Origin of the sequence: Spirillospora sp. NBC_01491 (assembly GCF_036227065.1) — a bacterium.
Taxonomy (GTDB): Bacteria; Actinomycetota; Actinomycetes; order Streptosporangiales; family Streptosporangiaceae; genus Spirillospora; species Spirillospora xylanilytica.
The window spans coordinates 1,786,585-1,802,933 of sequence record NZ_CP109432.1 but is presented as its reverse complement, the minus strand read 5'-3'; the positions used below and the strand labels follow the sequence as shown (position 1 = coordinate 1,802,933).

General features: G+C 73.0%; 11 protein-coding genes. 7 read left to right on the top strand and 4 right to left on the bottom strand.

The features are described 5' to 3' along the window. Window positions 1-10 precede the first annotated feature (10 nt). Window positions 11-3,220 (top strand): family 78 glycoside hydrolase catalytic domain, encoded by a 3,210-nt coding sequence (locus OHA34_RS08870; RefSeq protein WP_329521306.1) that lies wholly within the window; start codon window positions 11-13, stop codon window positions 3,218-3,220. A gap of 75 nt (window positions 3,221-3,295) precedes the next feature. Here the strand turns inward: OHA34_RS08870 and OHA34_RS08865 are convergent, their stop codons facing one another. The 3 genes from OHA34_RS08865 to OHA34_RS08855 form a co-directional block, all read right to left on the bottom strand. Then, window positions 3,296-4,204, bottom strand: coding sequence for an acetamidase/formamidase family protein (locus tag OHA34_RS08865; RefSeq protein WP_285940594.1), 909 nt, complete (start codon window positions 4,202-4,204; stop codon window positions 3,296-3,298). Then, window positions 4,204-5,655 (bottom strand): APC family permease, encoded by a 1,452-nt coding sequence (locus OHA34_RS08860; RefSeq protein WP_329521305.1) that lies wholly within the window; start codon window positions 5,653-5,655, stop codon window positions 4,204-4,206. Before OHA34_RS08860 ends, OHA34_RS08865 begins: the two co-directional genes overlap by 1 nt. 107 nt (window positions 5,656-5,762) lie before the next feature. Next, window positions 5,763-6,659, bottom strand: coding sequence for a proline iminopeptidase-family hydrolase (locus OHA34_RS08855; RefSeq protein ID WP_329521304.1), 897 nt, complete (start codon window positions 6,657-6,659; stop codon window positions 5,763-5,765). A 131-nt stretch (window positions 6,660-6,790) separates the two neighbouring features. Here OHA34_RS08855 and OHA34_RS08850 point away from each other — a divergent pair, with 131 nt between their 5' ends. Beyond that, on the top strand, window positions 6,791-7,534 hold the full coding sequence (locus OHA34_RS08850; RefSeq protein WP_285940588.1) for a FadR/GntR family transcriptional regulator: 744 nt from the start codon (window positions 6,791-6,793) through the stop codon (window positions 7,532-7,534). A gap of 193 nt (window positions 7,535-7,727) precedes the next feature. Here OHA34_RS08850 and OHA34_RS08845 read toward each other — a convergent pair whose 3' ends face one another. After that, window positions 7,728-9,197 (bottom strand): FGGY-family carbohydrate kinase, encoded by a 1,470-nt coding sequence (locus OHA34_RS08845; protein WP_329521303.1) that lies wholly within the window; start codon window positions 9,195-9,197, stop codon window positions 7,728-7,730. 251 nt (window positions 9,198-9,448) lie between these two features. Between OHA34_RS08845 and OHA34_RS08840 the strand changes: the two genes are divergently transcribed. The 5 genes from OHA34_RS08840 (at window position 9,449) to OHA34_RS08820 (ending at window position 16,348) form a co-directional block, all read left to right on the top strand. After that, window positions 9,449-10,237: a DeoR/GlpR family DNA-binding transcription regulator gene (locus OHA34_RS08840; RefSeq protein ID WP_285940584.1), complete on the top strand. Its 789-nt coding sequence runs from the start codon at window positions 9,449-9,451 to the stop codon at window positions 10,235-10,237. Window positions 10,238-10,474: 237 nt separating this feature from the next. Further along, a complete protein-coding gene (locus OHA34_RS08835; protein WP_329521302.1) occupies window positions 10,475-13,276 on the top strand; it encodes an alpha-L-rhamnosidase in 2,802 nt (933 codons plus the stop codon). A 59-nt stretch (window positions 13,277-13,335) separates the two neighbouring features. Beyond that, a complete protein-coding gene (locus OHA34_RS08830) occupies window positions 13,336-14,619 on the top strand; it encodes an ABC transporter substrate-binding protein (protein ID WP_285940580.1) in 1,284 nt (427 codons plus the stop codon). 2 nt (window positions 14,620-14,621) lie between these two features. After that, on the top strand, window positions 14,622-15,524 hold the full coding sequence (locus OHA34_RS08825) for a carbohydrate ABC transporter permease (RefSeq protein WP_329521301.1): 903 nt from the start codon (window positions 14,622-14,624) through the stop codon (window positions 15,522-15,524). Next, window positions 15,521-16,348 carry a carbohydrate ABC transporter permease gene (locus tag OHA34_RS08820; RefSeq protein ID WP_285940577.1) on the top strand — a complete coding sequence of 276 codons (828 nt, stop codon included), beginning with the start codon at window positions 15,521-15,523 and terminating at the stop codon, window positions 16,346-16,348. Before OHA34_RS08825 ends, OHA34_RS08820 begins: the two co-directional genes overlap by 4 nt. Window position 16,349 lies beyond the last annotated feature (1 nt).

Genomic DNA, 16,349 nt, shown 5'->3' with positions numbered 1-16,349 from the left:
GAGCATCGGCATGTCCGACGAGCTGTCCAGAAGAAGATTCGTGCAGGCCGGCGGCGTCGCGGCGGCGGCCGTCACCGCGGCCGGCGGCGCCACCGCCGCCTTCACCGCCACCGCCGCGCCGGCGGCGGCGGCCGAGCGGGCGGCCTCGCTCCGTCCGGCCGACCTCCAGGTCGACCACCTGCGCTCCCCCCTCGGCATCGACGACCCCGAGCCCACGCTGAGCTGGCGGTTCGCCCCCGGGCCGCGCAACCAGACGCAGACGGCCTACCAGGTCCGCGCCGCGAGCGGCGACCGGGCGCTCGCGCGGCCCGACCTCTGGGACTCCGGCAAGGTCGCCGGCGCGGCGGTGGAGGCCGTCTACGGCGGCCGGGCCCTGCGCTCCCGCGAGCGCGTCTCCTGGCAGGTGCGGGTCTGGGACGCCCAGGGCCGGGCCTCGCAGTGGAGCGAGCCGTCGCACTGGGAGATGGGGCTCCTGAAGCCCGGCGACTGGACGGCCCAGTGGATCGGGAACCCCGCCTGGACCGACCCGGTGCCCGTCCCGGTGACGGTCGAGTTCACCGCCCGCACCGCCCGGCACGTCCGCCTCGACGTGACCCGGCTCGGGCTGCCCATCAAGGAGGGCTGGCCCGACAAGGTGTCCCGGCTCCAGCTCGCCGCGATCCAGGTGCTGGACGGCGCCGCGCCCGGCACCGACCTCGCGCTGCACGCGCCGGTCACCGCGTCCGAGAGCTACACCGCCGCGGGCCAGTGGGAGCCCGAGGCGCTCACCGACGGCTCCCTGACCACCGACACCGCCCCGTTCGGCTACACCAGCATGGAACGCCACCAGCAGGACCTGGCCGAGCCGATCTGGATCCAGCTCGACCTGGGCGAACCGCGCCGCTTCGACCGCGTCCTGCTCTACCCGCGCACCGACGCGATGACCGACGACGGCAGGACGCCGAACGTCCCGGCGGACTTCACCGTCCGGACCTCGGACGACGGCAAGGCGTTCGACACCGCCAAGGAGGTCAAGGGGCAGCCGGCGCCCCCGCCGATGCACCGGCAGCCCGAGGCCCTGCCCGTTTTCGCCAAGGACTTCACGGTGTCCAGCCGGGTGCGCGAGGCCCGCCTGTACGCCACCGCCCTCGGCGTCCTCGACATCACCGTCAACGGGCGGGCGGTGAGCGGCGCGGTGCTGGAACCGCCCAACACCGCCCACAAGGAACGCCTCGTCTACTCCACCTACGACGTCACCCGCCTGCTGCGCAGCGGCGGCAACGAGGTGCGCGCGGAGCTCGGCAACGGCATGGCCAACGTGCCGTCCACGCCGGGCCGCTACCAGAAGCTCGTCCGCTCGGACGGGGCGCCCGCGTTCATCGGCCAGCTGGAGATCACCTTCACCGACGGCCGCCGGACCGTGGTCGCCGCCGACACCACCTGGCGGACCGCGCTCGGCGCCACCACGTTCAGCAGCTGGTACGGCGGCGAGGACCACGACGCCCGGCGCGTCCCGAAGGACTGGCGGACGGCGGTGCGCCGCGACGCGCCCACCGCCCGGCTCGCCGCCCGGATGGCGCCGCCGATCGAGCAGGTCGAGACGCTGCGCACCAAGAAGATCACCAAGCCGAGGGACGGCGTGTACGTCGTCGACCTCGGCACCAACTTCGCCGGCTGGCCCCGGCTGCGGGTCGAAGGCCCGGCCGGCACCACGGTGACCATGCGGCCCGGGGAACTGCTGAACGACGACGGCACCGTCGGCCAGCACACCACCGGCAGCCCGATCTGGGACACCTACACCCTGTCGGGCAAGGGCACCGAGACCTGGCACCCCCGCTTCACCTACCACGGGTTCCGCTACCTCCAGCTGGAAGGGCTCCCGTCCGCCCCGGACGCCGGCACCGTCACCGGGATGGTGCTCCGCGCGGCCAACGCGCCCGCCGGCGCCTTCACCAGCTCGCACGCCCTCCTCAACGACATCCACAAGATCATCGACCGGGCCGTGCAGAGCAACATGTACTCGGTCCTCACCGACTGCCCGCACCGGGAGAAGCTCGGCTGGCTGGAGCAGACCAACCTGGTCTTCCCCGCCGTCGCCCGCAACTACGACGTCGCCGCCTACTACGGCGGGCTCGTCCGCGACATCGCCGAGGCCCAGACCTCCAGCGGCCTGGTCCCCGACATCGCGCCCGAGTTCACGGTGTTCTCCGGCGGCTTCCGCGACGACCCCAACTGGGGCAACGCGATCGTCTTCGCGCCCTGGCAGATGTACCGCGCCTACGGCGACGTGGCGACGCTGCGCACCTACTACCCCAACATGACGCGCTACCTGGACTACCTGTCGGGCAAGGCGAAGGGGGACCTGCTCGACTACGGCCTGGGCGACTGGATCACCTTCGACCCGAGCACCCCCACCGGCGTGACCGCCACCTTCGGCTACCACCGCGCCGCGTCCGCCCTCGCCGGGATCGCCGGGGTCATCGGCAAGACCGCCGACGCCGAGCGCTACACCGCGCTGGCCAAGAGGATCGGAGCGGCGTTCAACGCCGCCTACCTCAAGGGCGACACCTACGCCTCGGGCAGCCAGGCGTGCGACGCCCTCGCGCTCGACATGGGCGTCGTCCCGGACGACCGGCGCGCGGCGGTGCTCGGCCACCTCGTCGCGAGCGTCACCGCCAAGGGCTACCACCTCACCGTCGGGGAGATCGCGCTCCCGTCGGTGTTCCGGGTGCTGTCGGCGGCCGGACGCGACGACGTCATCCACGCGGTCGCGACGCAGACCGGCAACCCGAGCTACGGCTACCAGGTCGCGCACGGCGCCACCTCGCTGACCGAGAACTGGGACGGCCCCACCTCCGGCAACTCGCAGAACCACTTCATGCTCGGCGCCATCGACGAGTGGTTCCACAACGGGCTCGCCGGGCTCGGGCAGGCCGACGACTCAGTCGGCTACCGGCACCTGCTCGTCCGGCCCGCCGTGGTCGGCGACATCACCCGCGCGGCGGCGGCCTACGAGACCCCGCGCGGCCGGGCCGCCGCGTCCTGGCGCCGCACCGGCAAGCGGCTGCGCCTGGACGTCACCGTCCCGCCCGGCGCGACCGCCCGCGTCGAGGTCCCCCTGCTCGGTGGCACCGGACGGCCGAAGGCCCCCGGCGACGCCCGCTGGACCGGCGTCCAGGACGGGCGCGGGGTCTTCGAGATCGGCTCTGGCGACTGGACCTTCGAAGGAGCGTCCGCATGACCCCGTCCCCGTCCCGGCGCCGTTTCCCGGGGGCCGGGGCCGTTCTCCCGGGGGCTCCGCCTCGCCGGAGGGCGCTCAGGAGAGCAGGGCGAACTCCAGATGGGCCGAGACGACCCAGTTGGGGGCGTCGACGACTTCGGAGATCTTGAGGTCGGCGGCGACGCTCGCCAGCAGGTAGGCGTCGACCGGATGCATCCCGGTGCGCGCCACCACCTCGTCGATCAGGCGCCGGGCCGCGTCCCGGGTGGCCTCCATCAGGTCCGGGCCGATCCCGGTGGTGGCGAGCGCGGCGCCGGTGCGCTGGGAGCGCGGATCGGTGTGCACGACGGGCGTCCGGGGCGCGCCGCCGCGGTGCAGGCCGACCCGGAGCCGGACGGCGGCGTCGGTCTCGACGCCGGTGCCGCAGACCTCGCCGTCGCCCATCGCGGCGTGCGCGTCGCCGACCGACAGCAGGGCGCCCTCCACCCCGACCGGCAGGATCAGCCGGGCGCCGGGGCCGATGTGCCGGACGTCGAGGTTGCCGCCCCAGCGGCGCGGCGGGACGATCGAGTGCTCACCCGGCTCCGGCGGCGCCGTCCCGATCGTGCCGATCATCGGGACGACCGGGACGGGCAGGCCGGGCAGCAGCTCGGCCCCGTCCGCGCCGATCGTGGAGATCCGCAGGTGCGGGTCGGGGAACTGGTCGGCGAGCAGGCCGAACCCCGGGATGCAGGCCGTCCAGCCCCAGTCGCCCACCTCGACCTCGAGCACGTCGATGACCAGCGCGTCGCCGGGCTCGGCGCCCTCGATCCGGAACGGGCCGGTGACCGGGTTGACCCGGCCGAAGTCGAGGTCGGCGACCTCGGCGGTCACCGAGTCGCGGCCGAGCTGGCCGCCGCTCGACTCCGCCGTCTCCAGGGTGATCTCCTCGCCGGGCGCCAGGACGGCCAGGGGCGGGATCGCGTTGTCCCAGGCGTTGTGCGCGCTGGTGCGGCGGAAGTGCATCAGTCCTCCAACTTCAGGTCGCTGCCACGGCCGGTGCGGGTGAACACCAGCAGTACCACGGCCCCGACGGCGAGCCAGATCAGTCCGCCGATCTTGGCCCGGTCGTCGGCGTTCACCAGCACCGAGCCGATGATCACGAAGCCGAGCGCCGGCGCCAGTATGTGCAGGTGCCACCTGGTGCTCCGGTTCCGCAGCTTGAAGTGCACGAACACCGCCACGTGCAGCATCAGGAAGGAGAACAGCGCGCCGAAGTTGACCAGCGACGACAGCAGGTCGATCTGTCCGGTGAAGAACAGCCCGAGCACCAGCGAGATCGCCGCCACGAACAGGATGGCCCGCTCGGGCGTCTTGCGGGTCGGGTGCACGTGCGCCAGGAACCTCGGCAGCTTGCGGTCGCGGGCCATGCTGAACAGCAGCCGCGAGGTGGCGGCCTGCGCGACCAGGGAGTTGGCGATGCCGGTGGCCAGCGCGGCGGCGACCGCGACGGTGATCTTCAGCCAGTGCCCGCCGGCGATCTCGGCGATGTCGTAGAACGCCGAGTTGGTGGCGTCCCCGTCGGCGAACGACTCGCGGCCGGGCACCAGCAGCGCGGCGACGTAGGTCTGCACGACGAACAGCGCGGCGACCACGCACAGCGCGATCAGGGTGCCGCGGCCGACCAGCTTGCGGTCGCCGTCGCGGACCTCCTCCGACAGGGTGGAGATGCCGTCGAAGCCGAGGAAGCTCAGCACCGCGATGGACAGCGCCCCGAAGATCAGGCCGGGGGTGAGCACCTCGGGCTTGAGCAGCGGGTCCAGGGAGAAGTGCGCGCCGTTCTCCCCGTTGACCACGGCGGCCAGGCCGAAGCCGACGAACAGCGCCAGCACCACCAGCTCACCGCACAGGAAGATCCGGTTGAGCCGCGCGGTGGACTCGATCCCGGTGAAGTTGATCACCGTGTTGACCAGCACGAACACGATGACCCAGGCCCACTGCGGGACGGCCGGGACCAGTGAGGTCAGCGCCGCCGCGCTCATCACGTACAGCAGGGTCGGGATGAGCAGGTAGTCCAGCAGGATCGCCCAGCCGGCCAGGAAGCCGACCTTGGGGTTGATGCCGCGGCCCGCGTAGGCGTACACCGATCCGGCGATCGGGAACGCGCGGGACATCTCCCGGTAGCTGAGCGCGGTGAACAGCATTGCGACCAGGCCGATGAGGTAGGTGAGGGCGACCATGCCCTTGGAGCCGTTGAACACGACGCCGAAGATGGTGAACGGCGCGATCGGCACCATGAACACCAGGCCGTAGATCACCAGGTCGGCGAGGCTGAGCGAGCGCTTGAGCTCCTGGGCGTAGCCGAACGAGCTCAGCGTGCCCTCGCCGCTGCCGGCGGGGGCCGCGCCCGCGCCCGGCGCGGTCGGGTCGGAGGATCCGGGCTCGGGTGTGCCCGGCCGGGGGCTGGCGGTGGTCATCTGCGCGGGCGCCTTTCGGGGTGTGCGGGTGTTCAGGGGGCGGGCGGCGGCACATCGGCGCTGGTGCGCCGCCGTGATCCAGAGGCCGGTGACCGGCCGGCGATCGGTCAGCGGTCGCCGAGGAACCCGGCGACCGCCGCGAGGCAGGCGTCCTTCTCCTCGACGTGCGGCATGTGGCTGGACTCCTCGAAGACCTGCCAGCGGACGTCGGGGATCCGGTCGGCGTACGGCTGGACCGCCGCGGGCGTCGCCTCGTCGTACCGGCCGGAGATCAGCAGCGTCGGCACCGCGATCCGGCTCAGCCGGTCGATGATCGACCAGTTCCGCAGCGTGCCGACCACGTGGAACTCGCTCGGCCCGTTCATCGTGTGGTAGACGGTCGGATCGTCGTCGATCGCCGCGAAGGTGCGGGCCACCTCGTCCGGCCAGGGGATCCGGCACACGTGCCGGTCGTAGAAGACCCGCATGGCGGTGGCGTACTCGGCCGAGCCGGTGGTGCCGCCGGCCTCGTGCTCGCGCAGCGTGGCCTCGACCTCGGCCGGCAGCCCCAGCCGGAGCCCCGCCGCCGCGGCGAGCCACAGTGGCATCGAGGCGGGCGAGTCGGCGATCACCAGCGACCGCAGGCCCGCCGGGCGCCGCACCGCGTGCTCGGCGCCGAGCATGCCGCCCCAGGACTGTCCCAGCAGATGGTACCCGCCGTCGACGCCGAGGTGGACGAGCAGGTTGTCCAGCTCGGCGAGGAACAGCTCGACCGTCCAGAAGTCGGCGCCCCGGTCCCGCAGGTGGGTGGAGCGCCCATTGCCGAGCTGGTCGTAGTGGATCACCTGGCGGCCGGTCAGGGCGGCCAGCTCCGCGAACGACAGGACGTAGTCGTGCGTGCAGCCGGGACCCCCGTGCAGCACCACGAGCGGCGCCCTTCCCGAGGCGGGCGGCCCGGTCACGCGGTACCAGGTCCGGTGGCCGCGGAACTCGGCGAACCCCTCGACGACGGCCGGTCCGGTCACGCTGATCTCCTTCTGAGCTGGGGGAACGTGCTGCGATGCGAGGATATGCGGTAAAAGGTCTGAATCCCAGACCTTTATGTAACGTTAGTGTTCCCCAAGGTGGAACCGGACGGTGGGGAGGGGGTGGCACGGTGGTCCACGACCCGCTCGGGCCGCTGCGCCCGGCGCGCACCGGCGAGCAGGTCGCGCACCGGCTGGCCACCGCGATCGCGCTCGGCGAGTTCACCCTCGGCGACCGGCTGCCGAGCGAGCGCGACCTCGCGACCCTGCTCCAGGTGAGCCGCGAGAGCGTCCGGGCGGCGCTGCGGCTGCTGGCCGGATCGGGGCTGGTCGAGACCCGGCGCGGCCGGGGCGGCGGCGCGTTCGTCCGGGCCGAGTGGGGCGAGGTCAGCGAGAGCGCCGTCCGCGGCGCCCTGCTCGACCGGTGGGAGGAGTTCGAGCAGCTCTTCGACTACCGCCGCCTGGTCGAGGCCATGATCGCCCGGACCGCGGCCGAGCGCGCCACCGGCGCCGACCGCGACGCCGTCCGGCGGGCGCTGGCGGGCTTCGACGGCGCGGCGACCCCCGCCGAGGCCCGCGAGTTCGACGTCGCGCTGCACCAGGCGGTGGCCCGCGCCACCGGCAATCCCCGGCTGGTCCGGCTGCACGAGCGGCTGCTCTCGGAGGTCAGCCTCGGGGTGTCCGCCGAGCCCTACACCTGGGCGATCTACGAGGAGGCCCGGCCGCACCACCACGCGCTCGCCGACGCGATCACGGCGGGCGACGGCGACGCGGCGGCGCGCATCGCCGAGCGGCACTTCGCGATCACCGAGGTCGCGGTGCGGCGGCTCGCCGACCGCGTCGGCCGCCCCGAGCCCGAACGCCCCGCCCTCTGAACGCCCTTGACATCCCGCGCCGCGGGCGGTCCGGTAAGCGCCTCAGCCGTCGCGCGAGCGCGCTACCTGGCCGGTGAGGCGATGCCGAAGGCGAGCCTCACCGGCCAGATCGCGAAGCGATGTCGCGCTCGCCCAAGCACGGTCGGCGTCCGAGCCGCCAGGCGAGGGCGCCGGGCCGGGCTTGAAATATGACTCAGCCGTGCTCGCGAGCGTAGGCGGCCTGCTCGGCGGGCAGCCAGCCGCGCCGTTCCAGCTCGTCCAGCAGGCGGTGGAACGGCTCGGCGAACCGCTCGGCCGCGCCGGGCCGGGGCTCCACGACCGTGCGGATCCGCACCATCGACTCGGCGATGTCGGCCGGCGACCGGCCCTCCGTGGTCCCGTACGCGGCGAGGACGGCCATGCCGAGGGCGGCGTCGGCGTGCTCGGGGATCCGGGCCGGGCGGCCGAGGACGTCGGCGCGGAGCCCGCACCAGTACGCGCTGCGTGCCGCGCCCCCGGTGAAGGTGATCGGGCCCTCGACGTCGGCGCCGAGCTGCCGGACGTAGGCCAGCGCCAGCCGCTCGATGAGCGCGACGCCCTGGAGCAGGGCCGCGTGCCGGTCGCCCTCGCCCGCCGGTTCGCCCAGCACGAAGCCCTCGGCCTGCGGGGCGAGGAAGGGGAAGCGCTCGCCGCGGGAGACCAGCGGGTAGGCCAGCGCCCCGGACGGCTCATGGGCGGCGGCCAGCTCGTCCAGCCGGGCGAGGTCGCCGGACAGCACGCCCGCCCCGACGCTGGAGGCGCCGCCGGGCAGCCAGGCGCCGTCCGGCGCGCGGTGGCTGTACATGACCCCCGCCGGGTCGCGGACGGGCGCGGCGGTCACCCCCTTGAGCACCAGGGTGGTGCCGAGCACCGAGTTCCACCGGCCGAGCCCGAGCGCGCCCGAGCCGAGCTGGGCGGCGCAGCCGTCGGTCATCCCGGCGATCACCGGGGTGCCGGCCGCCAGGCCGGTCTCCGCGGCGGCGCGGGCGCCGACCTCGCCGAGCCGGGTCCCGGGCCGGACCACCTCGGGGAACAGCGAGGCGGGCAGGCCGAGCCGCTCGTGCGCCTCGCGCGGCCAGCCCTCGGCCTGGAGGTCGTAGCCGGTCTTGAGCGCGTGGCTGGAGTCGGTGCCGGCGGGCGCGCCGATGAGCCGGGAGACGACGAGGTCGGCCTGGTGGGTGATCCGCGCGCCGTCCAGGAGGCCGGGGTGGGCGCGGGCCAGCCACAGCACCTTGGCCAGCGCCCAGGAGGGCTGGATGCGCACGCCGAGCCGGTCCCAGAGCCCGTCCCCGGCCTCCTGCGCGGCGCGCGCCTCGGCGGGCGCCCGGCCGTCGTCGTACATCAGCCCGCCGGTCCGCGGCTCGCCGTCCGGCCCGGCCAGCAGCACGGTGCCGGAGGTGCTGCACACGGCCAGCCCGCGGACCGCGGCGGACGGCACGCCGGCGAGCGCGGCGCGGGTGGCCTGCACGACGGCGGCCCACCAGTCGGCGGGGTCCTGCTCGTGCCACCCGCCGTCGCGCCGCCCGGTGAGCGGCGCCGAGCCGCGCCCGGCGACCCGTCCGGCGGCGGTGACGGCCAGCGTCCGGACGCCCTGGGTGCCGACGTCGATGCCGACCCAGACGGCGTCCGGGGACCCCTCTCGCACGATATGACTCCTAAGTTTTCGCGTCGAATCATGTGAACTTACAACACGTGAACGTTAATTCATGTCGGTACGGTACCTGGCGGACCCGGCCAAAACCGCGATGCGCAGGGGCTTGACGCGATACGGGCTGGTGTTACAAGCTCTGTGACGCGGCTCTCGCAGTGTTAACAGCAGGGCCCTCGTGCGCCCGTCCCGCCGCCGGCTCCGGGAAGGTCCCGCCGCCCGGCGCGCCGCCACGGGAGGATCGGATCATGACCAAGGACAGCACCGGCCGGCGCGGCCCCGAAGGGCGCCGGCGGGACATCGCCGATCATGTACTCTCCGCGGGCTCGGTCACCGCCGCCGACCTCGCCGAACGATTCGGCGTGAGCCTGATGACGATCCATCGCGACTTCGACGAACTCGAGCGCCAGGGCATCGTGCGCAAGCATCGCGGCGGCGTCACCGCCCAGCCGTCCGGGGTGTTCGAGAGCAACGTCTCCTACCGGATGAAGTCGATGGAGGCCGCCAAGGACGCCATCGCCGGGCGCGCGGTCGAGCTGATCGAGCCGGGCATGGCGGTGATGCTCGACGACTCCACCACCACGCTCGCGGTGGCCCGCCGGCTCGCCGGCATCACGCCGCTGACCGTCATCACCAACTTCCGGGAGGCGATCAACCTGCTCGCCCGGCAGCCCGACATCCGCCTGCTGGCGCTCGGCGGCGACTACGACCCGCTGCACGACTCCTTCCTCGGGGTGTCGTGCGTGGACGCGATCGGGGCGCTCAACGTGGACCTGTGCTTCGTGTCCACCTCGGCGGTGTCCGGCGGCTTCGCCTACCACCAGGAGCAGCACATCGTGTCGGTCAAGCGCGCCATGCTCGGCGCCGCGGCCCGCAACGTGCTGCTGCTCGACCATTCCAAGCTGGGCCGCGTGGCGCTGCACCGGGTGGCGCCGCTCTCGGCGTTCGACCGCGTCATCGTCGACGACGGCGCCGGCGCCGAGGTGCTGCGCGACCTCGACGAGCAGAAGGTGGCCTACGAGCTGGCGCGGACGTGACCCCGTTCCCCTGGTGATCGCCTACTCCCTGGGCTGACCGGCGGCGACGAAGGAAGGGCCGGAAGGAGCGCCCCCGGTGCCGGGGGCGCTTTTCGGGCTGCCCGGGAACGCCGAGAAAAACGTTTTAATTGGTTGCTCCGAAGTTCTTGACACCCTGTTCGAGCACCTTCTAGCGTCAACTCCACATTAATTAACGTGATCTTCACAGATCTGTTGTTAAGTGATTGGAGTGGGCCGGTGACCGGTTCCGAGCACGTGCTGCTCACCCCCTACGGCCTGCGCTGCGACCACCGGGCCGAGCCGCTGGGGCTCGACGCGGGGACGCCGCTGCTGTCCTGGCGGCTGCGGTCGGGCCGGCGGGGCGACGCGCCCGCCGCGTACCGGGTGCGCGTCCGCACCGAGGACGGCGTGCTCGTCTGGGACACCGGCGAGGTGGCCGACCCGGAGGCCGCGTCCGCCCGCTACGCGGGTCCCCTCCTGCGGCCCCGCACCCGCTACCGCTGGCAGGTCTCGGTCACCGCCGCGGACGGCGCGGTGGGCGCGGCGGAGTCCTGGTTCGAGACCGGGATGCTCGGCCCGTCCGCCTGGACGGCCTCCTGGATCGCGCACGACCCCGCCGCACTCGACGTCATGAACGCCCCCGAGGAGGGCGAGCTGGCCCTGGCCGACCACGGCCTCCAGCCCGCCGTCCGGCTGCGCCGCCCGTTCGAGGCGCCCGCCGCGCCGGTGCGCGCCCGCCTCTACGTCACCGCCCGCGGCCTGTACGAGATGCGCGTCAACGGCGCCCGCGTCGGCGACGCCGAGCTGGCCCCCGGCTGGACCGACTACCGCGACCGGATCGACTACCAGACCTACGACGTGACCGACCTGCTCCGCGCGGGCGGGAACGTGCTCGCCGCGACCCTCGCGGACGGCTGGTGGAGCGGCTTCGTCGGCTTCGACCCGCGCCGCTCCGGCGCGCACTACGGCACGTTCCCGCAGCTCCTGGCCGAGCTGCACCTCGAATACGCCGACGGCACGACCGGGATCCTGGCCACCGGCGGCGACTGGGAGACGGCCCGGTCGCCCATCCGGTACGCCGACCTGCTGATGGGGGAGTGCCACGACCTCCGCCTCGAGACCCCCGGCTGGGACCTCCCCGCGGAGCGGGCACGGCCCGAGGCGACGCGGGACCGGGAGACCGAGCCCGAAGAGCCGCGTCCGGCGGAGTCACAGCCGGCGGAGTCGCGGCCCGAAGGGACCCCGGCCGGCCGCGCGTCCGGGGACGGCTGGCTGCCCGCGTACGTCGCGGGCACCGACCGCGCGCTGCTCACCGCGTCCGTGGCGCAGCCCGTCCGGGCCGTCCAGGAGCTGGCGCCCCGGACCGTCACCCGGTTCGAGGACGGCCGCCACCTGGTCGACTTCGGGCAGAACTTCGCCGGCCGCGTCCGGGTCACCGCCCGCGGCCTGGCGCCCGGCGACCGGGTGGTGGTCCGGCACGGCGAGACCCTGGACGACCGGGGCCGCCTCTACACCGACAACCTGCGCACCGCGGCGGCCACGGACGTGCTCGTCGCGGGCGCCGACGACGAGACGATCTTCGAGCCGCGGTTCACCTACCACGGCTTCCGCTACGCCGAGGTGACCGGCCTCACCGCCCTCGGCACCGGCGACATCACCGGCGTGGTGCTGCACAGCGACACCCCGTGGGCGGGCGAGTTCGCCTGCTCCGACCCCGAGCTCGACCGGCTGCACCAGTCCATCGCCTGGGGGCAGCGCTCCAACTTCGTGAGCGTCCCCACCGACTGCCCCCAGCGCGACGAGCGGCTCGGCTGGCTCGCCGACGCGCAGGTGTTCCTCCCGACCGCCTGCCTCAACGCCGACGTGGCCGCCTTCTTCGACGGCTGGCTGCGCGACGTCCGCGGCGCCCGGTCGGCGGACGGCGGCTTCAGCAACGTGGCGCCGAGACTGGCCGGGGTGGCCGACGAGGGCGCGCCCGGCTGGGGCGACGCGGGCGTTCTGGTGCCCTGGCACCTGTACCGGGTCTACGGCGACGAGCGGGTGCTGGTCCGCAACTTCGACGCGATGTGCGGCTGGGTCGACTTCGTCCACCGGCACAACCCCGACCTGGTGTGGAACCGCCGCGTCGGCCCGCACTTCGCCGACTGGCTCGCGCCGACGCCGACGCCGCGCGACGTGGTCGCCACCGCCTACTTCGCCCGCAGCGCCGACCTGACCGCCCGCGCCGCGGAGGTCCTCGGCCACCCCGACGCCGCCGAGCGGTACGGGACGCTCGCCGGCCACATCCGCAAGACCTTCACCGAGCGGTTCGTGACGCCGGACGGCCGGATCGAGGGCGACACCCAGACCGGCTACCTGCTGGCCCTGGCCTTCGGCCTGCTGCCCGCCGAGCTCGTGCCGGGCGCCGCGGACCGCCTGGCCGAACTCGTCGAGGCGGCCGGACCCGGCCTGACCACCGGGTTCCTCGGCGTCGGCCTGATCGCGCCCGTCCTGGACGCGCACGGCCGCGCCGACCTCGCGCACGCCCTGCTGACCCGCGCCGAACCGCCGTCCTGGCTGCATCCGCTGCGGAACGGCGCCACCACCATCTGGGAGCGGTGGGACGGCTACACCGCCGGACGCGGCTTCCAGGCCGCCGCGATGAACTCGTTCAACCACTACTCGCTCGGCTCGATCGGCGAGTGGCTCTACCAGGGTGTCGCCGGGCTGGCGCAGGCGCCCGCGTCGACCGGCTACCGGGAACTGCTGATCCGCCCCCGTCCCGGCGGCCTGACCTGGGCCCGTGCGTCGTACGAGTCGGTGCGCGGCACGGTGAGCACCGCCTGGACCCGCGAGGGCGGCGGGTTCCGGCTGGAGGTGTCGGTGCCGCCGGGGGCGTCCGCCGTGGTGCACATTCCCGCGGCCGATCCCGGCGGGGTCAGGGAGAGCGGGATCCCGGCGGCCGAGGCCGCCGGCGTACGGATCGTCGGCACGGAGCCGGGAGCGCTCCGCTGCCGGGTGACATCGGGGGAGTTCCGCTTCACCGCGGACGTTCATTGACCACCGTCCCCAAGGGGGACGGCCCCGGCGACCCTTTCGCCGGACATCAAGGAGGACACATGTCAGCGTCGTTCGAGAGGGCGGCCCTCAGCCGCCGCGGGTTCCTGCGGGCGTCCGGGATGGCCGCCGGGGCGATCGCACTGCCCGGAGCGCTGGCCGCGTGCGGCGGGTCGTCGGGCGGTTCCGGCGGCACCCTGCGGCTGGTCGGCGTCGCCGACCAGCAGAAGCCGCTGGACCTGCTCACCAAGGCCTACACCAAGTCCAAGTTCAACGCCTCCTACGCGCCGACCGACCAGGTGCAGACCTCCGTCCGCACCCAGCTCGGCGCGGGCAACGCGCCGGACGTGCACGTGGTGTTCCCGGGCAACGGCAGCGCGATGAGCATGATGCAGATCTCCCAGGCCGGGCTGCTCGCCGACCTGAGCGACCAGGCGTGGACCAAGAAGATCCCGGCCAACTTCAAGCCCGCGTTCCAGCGCGACGGCAAGACCCTGATCCACGCGGCCGGCGCCAGCGTGATCGGCGCGATCTACAACAAGAAGGTCTTCCAGGAGGCCGGGGTCGAACCGCCGAAGACCTGGCCGGAGTTCCTCCAGGTCTGCGAGAAGATCAAGAAGAAGGGCAAGATCCCGATCGCGCTCGGCGCGCAGACGCCCTGGGTCACCCAGCTCATCAGCTACGCGCTGGTGCCGTCCACCGTGTACGCCGAGAACCCGCAGTTCGACAGCCAGATGCAGGCGGGATCGGCGACCTTCGCGAAGTCCGGCTGGGTGCAGGCGCTGGAGATGTACCTGGAGCTCCAGAAGCGCGGGTTCTTCAACGACAACCCGAACGGCACCACCTTCGAGCAGCAGACCTCCATGGTCGCGACCGGCAAGGCCGCCATGGCGATCCAGGTCTCGGCGGTGCTGCCCGACTTCCGCAAGGCGGCGTCCGGACCGGACGACCTGTCGATGTTCCCGGTGCCGGGCGCGGACGACGCGGCCGGGGTGTGGATCCCGGCGGGCGTCGTGGTCGGCCTCGGCGTCAGCGCGCGCGGCAAGAACCGCGACGCCGCCAAGGCGTTCATCGAGTTCCTCGGCGAGCAGCAGAACATCAACACGTGGGCCGAGGCGGTCGCGTGCGTGCCGCTCGTCCGCGACTCCAGCTCCAAGATCGACCCGGTGCTGGAGCCGTTCCTGTCGTTCATGGACGGGAACAGGGCCGTGCCGTTCATGGACCAGAACTGGCCCAACGCCGAGGTGCAGCCCGCGCACTTCGCGATGGTGCAGGAGCTGCTCGGCGGCAAGACCACCGTCGCGGCCGGTCTCGCCAAGCTGGACGAGACCTACCGGAAGAAGTAGCCGTGTCCCTGCTCACGATCCGCCGCGCCAAGGGCGGGTTCCTGAGGCCGCCGTGGTGGTTCGCGGCGCCCGCCCTGGCGGTCTACGCGCTGGTGGTGCTGTACCCGACCGCCAGCGGCATCGTCTATGCGTTCACCGACTGGAACGGCATCGGCGACAGCTCCTTCAACGGCCTCGACAACTTCAGCAAGCTCCTCCAGGACGACGCGGCGCGCGGCTCGCTCGTCAACACGCTGCTGCTGAGCGTCGCGATCGTCATCGTCCAGAACGGCGTCGGGCTCGCGCTCGCGCTCGGCGTGCACACCGCCATCAAGTCGCGGGCGCTGCTGCGGGTGGTGTTCTTCGCACCCGCCGTGGTCAGCCCGGTGATGGTCGCCTTCCTGTGGAAGTACGTCTACAACCCGGCGCCGGACGCCGGCCTCAACGGCATCCTCGGCGCCGTCGGGCTCGGCGGGCTGCGCCAGGACTGGCTCGGCGACCCCTCGCTGGCGATCTGGTCGGTGGCCGGGATGGTGGTCTGGCAGTTCGCCGGCTACTCGATGGTCATCTTCCTGGCCGGGCTGGAGGGGGTGCCGGTCGAGCTGCACGAGGCCGCGATGATCGACGGCGCCGGGCGGTTCCAGCGGTTCCGGCACGTGACCTGGCCGCTGCTGGCGCCCGCCGTCACGATCAACGTGATGCTGTCCACGATCGGCGGCCTCAAGCTGTTCGACCAGGTCTACGCGGCCACCAACGGAGGCCCCGGGCATGCCAGCGAGACTCTGTCGACGGTGCTGTACAAGCAGGCGTTCGTCTTCGGCAACTACGGCTACAGCACCGCGATCGCCCTGGTGCTCGCGCTGTTCGTGGCCGCGGTGTCGATGGTCCAGATCTTCTATCTGCGCGGCCGGGAGGTGAGCGCGTGAAGCTCCGCTACGGGTTCCGCACGTTCCTGCTCGAACTGGTGATGATCGCTGTCGCCCTGGCGTTCCTGTTCCCGGTGTACGCGCTGATCACGCTGTCGCTGAAGGACAAGCAGCAGATCGCGTCGACGCCGCTGGCGCCGCCGACGTCCCCGACGTTCGGCAACTTCGCCGACGCCTGGCAGCGGGCCTCGCTCGGCTCGGCGCTGCTGAACAGCACCGTGATCACGGTGGTCAGCCTGCTGCTGCTCATCGCGGTCGGGTCGTTCGCCGCCTACTTCCTGGCGCGCTGCGCGTCCCGGCTCGGGTTCGGGCTGTACGTGCTGTTCCTGCTCGGCATCGTGCTGCCGTTCCAGCTCGGCATGATCCCGCTGTTCAAGCTGGTCGACTCGGCCGGGCTGCTGGGCAGCTACCAGGGAATGATCATCTTCTACACCGGCATCCAGCTGCCGTTCACGATCTTCCTGTACACCGGGTTCATCCGGGCGCTGCCCGCCGACTACGCCAACGCCGCGCTGATCGACGGCGCGGGGCACTGGCAGGCGTTCACCCGGGTGGTGTTCCCGCTGCTGCGGCCGATCACCGGCACGGTGCTGATCCTCAACGCCGTGTTCATCTGGAACGACTTCTTCACGCCGCTGCTCTACCTGGGCGGGTCGGCGCGCGAGACGGTCCCGGTGCGGATCTTCGCCTTCGTCGGGCAGTACGTCTCCGACTACGGCCTGGTCTTCGCCGGGCTGGTGCTGGCCGCGCTGCCGATCCTGGTGGTCTTCTTGGTGCTCCAGCGGTATGTGATCAAGGGCTTCGCGAGCGGGCTGAAGGGATGAG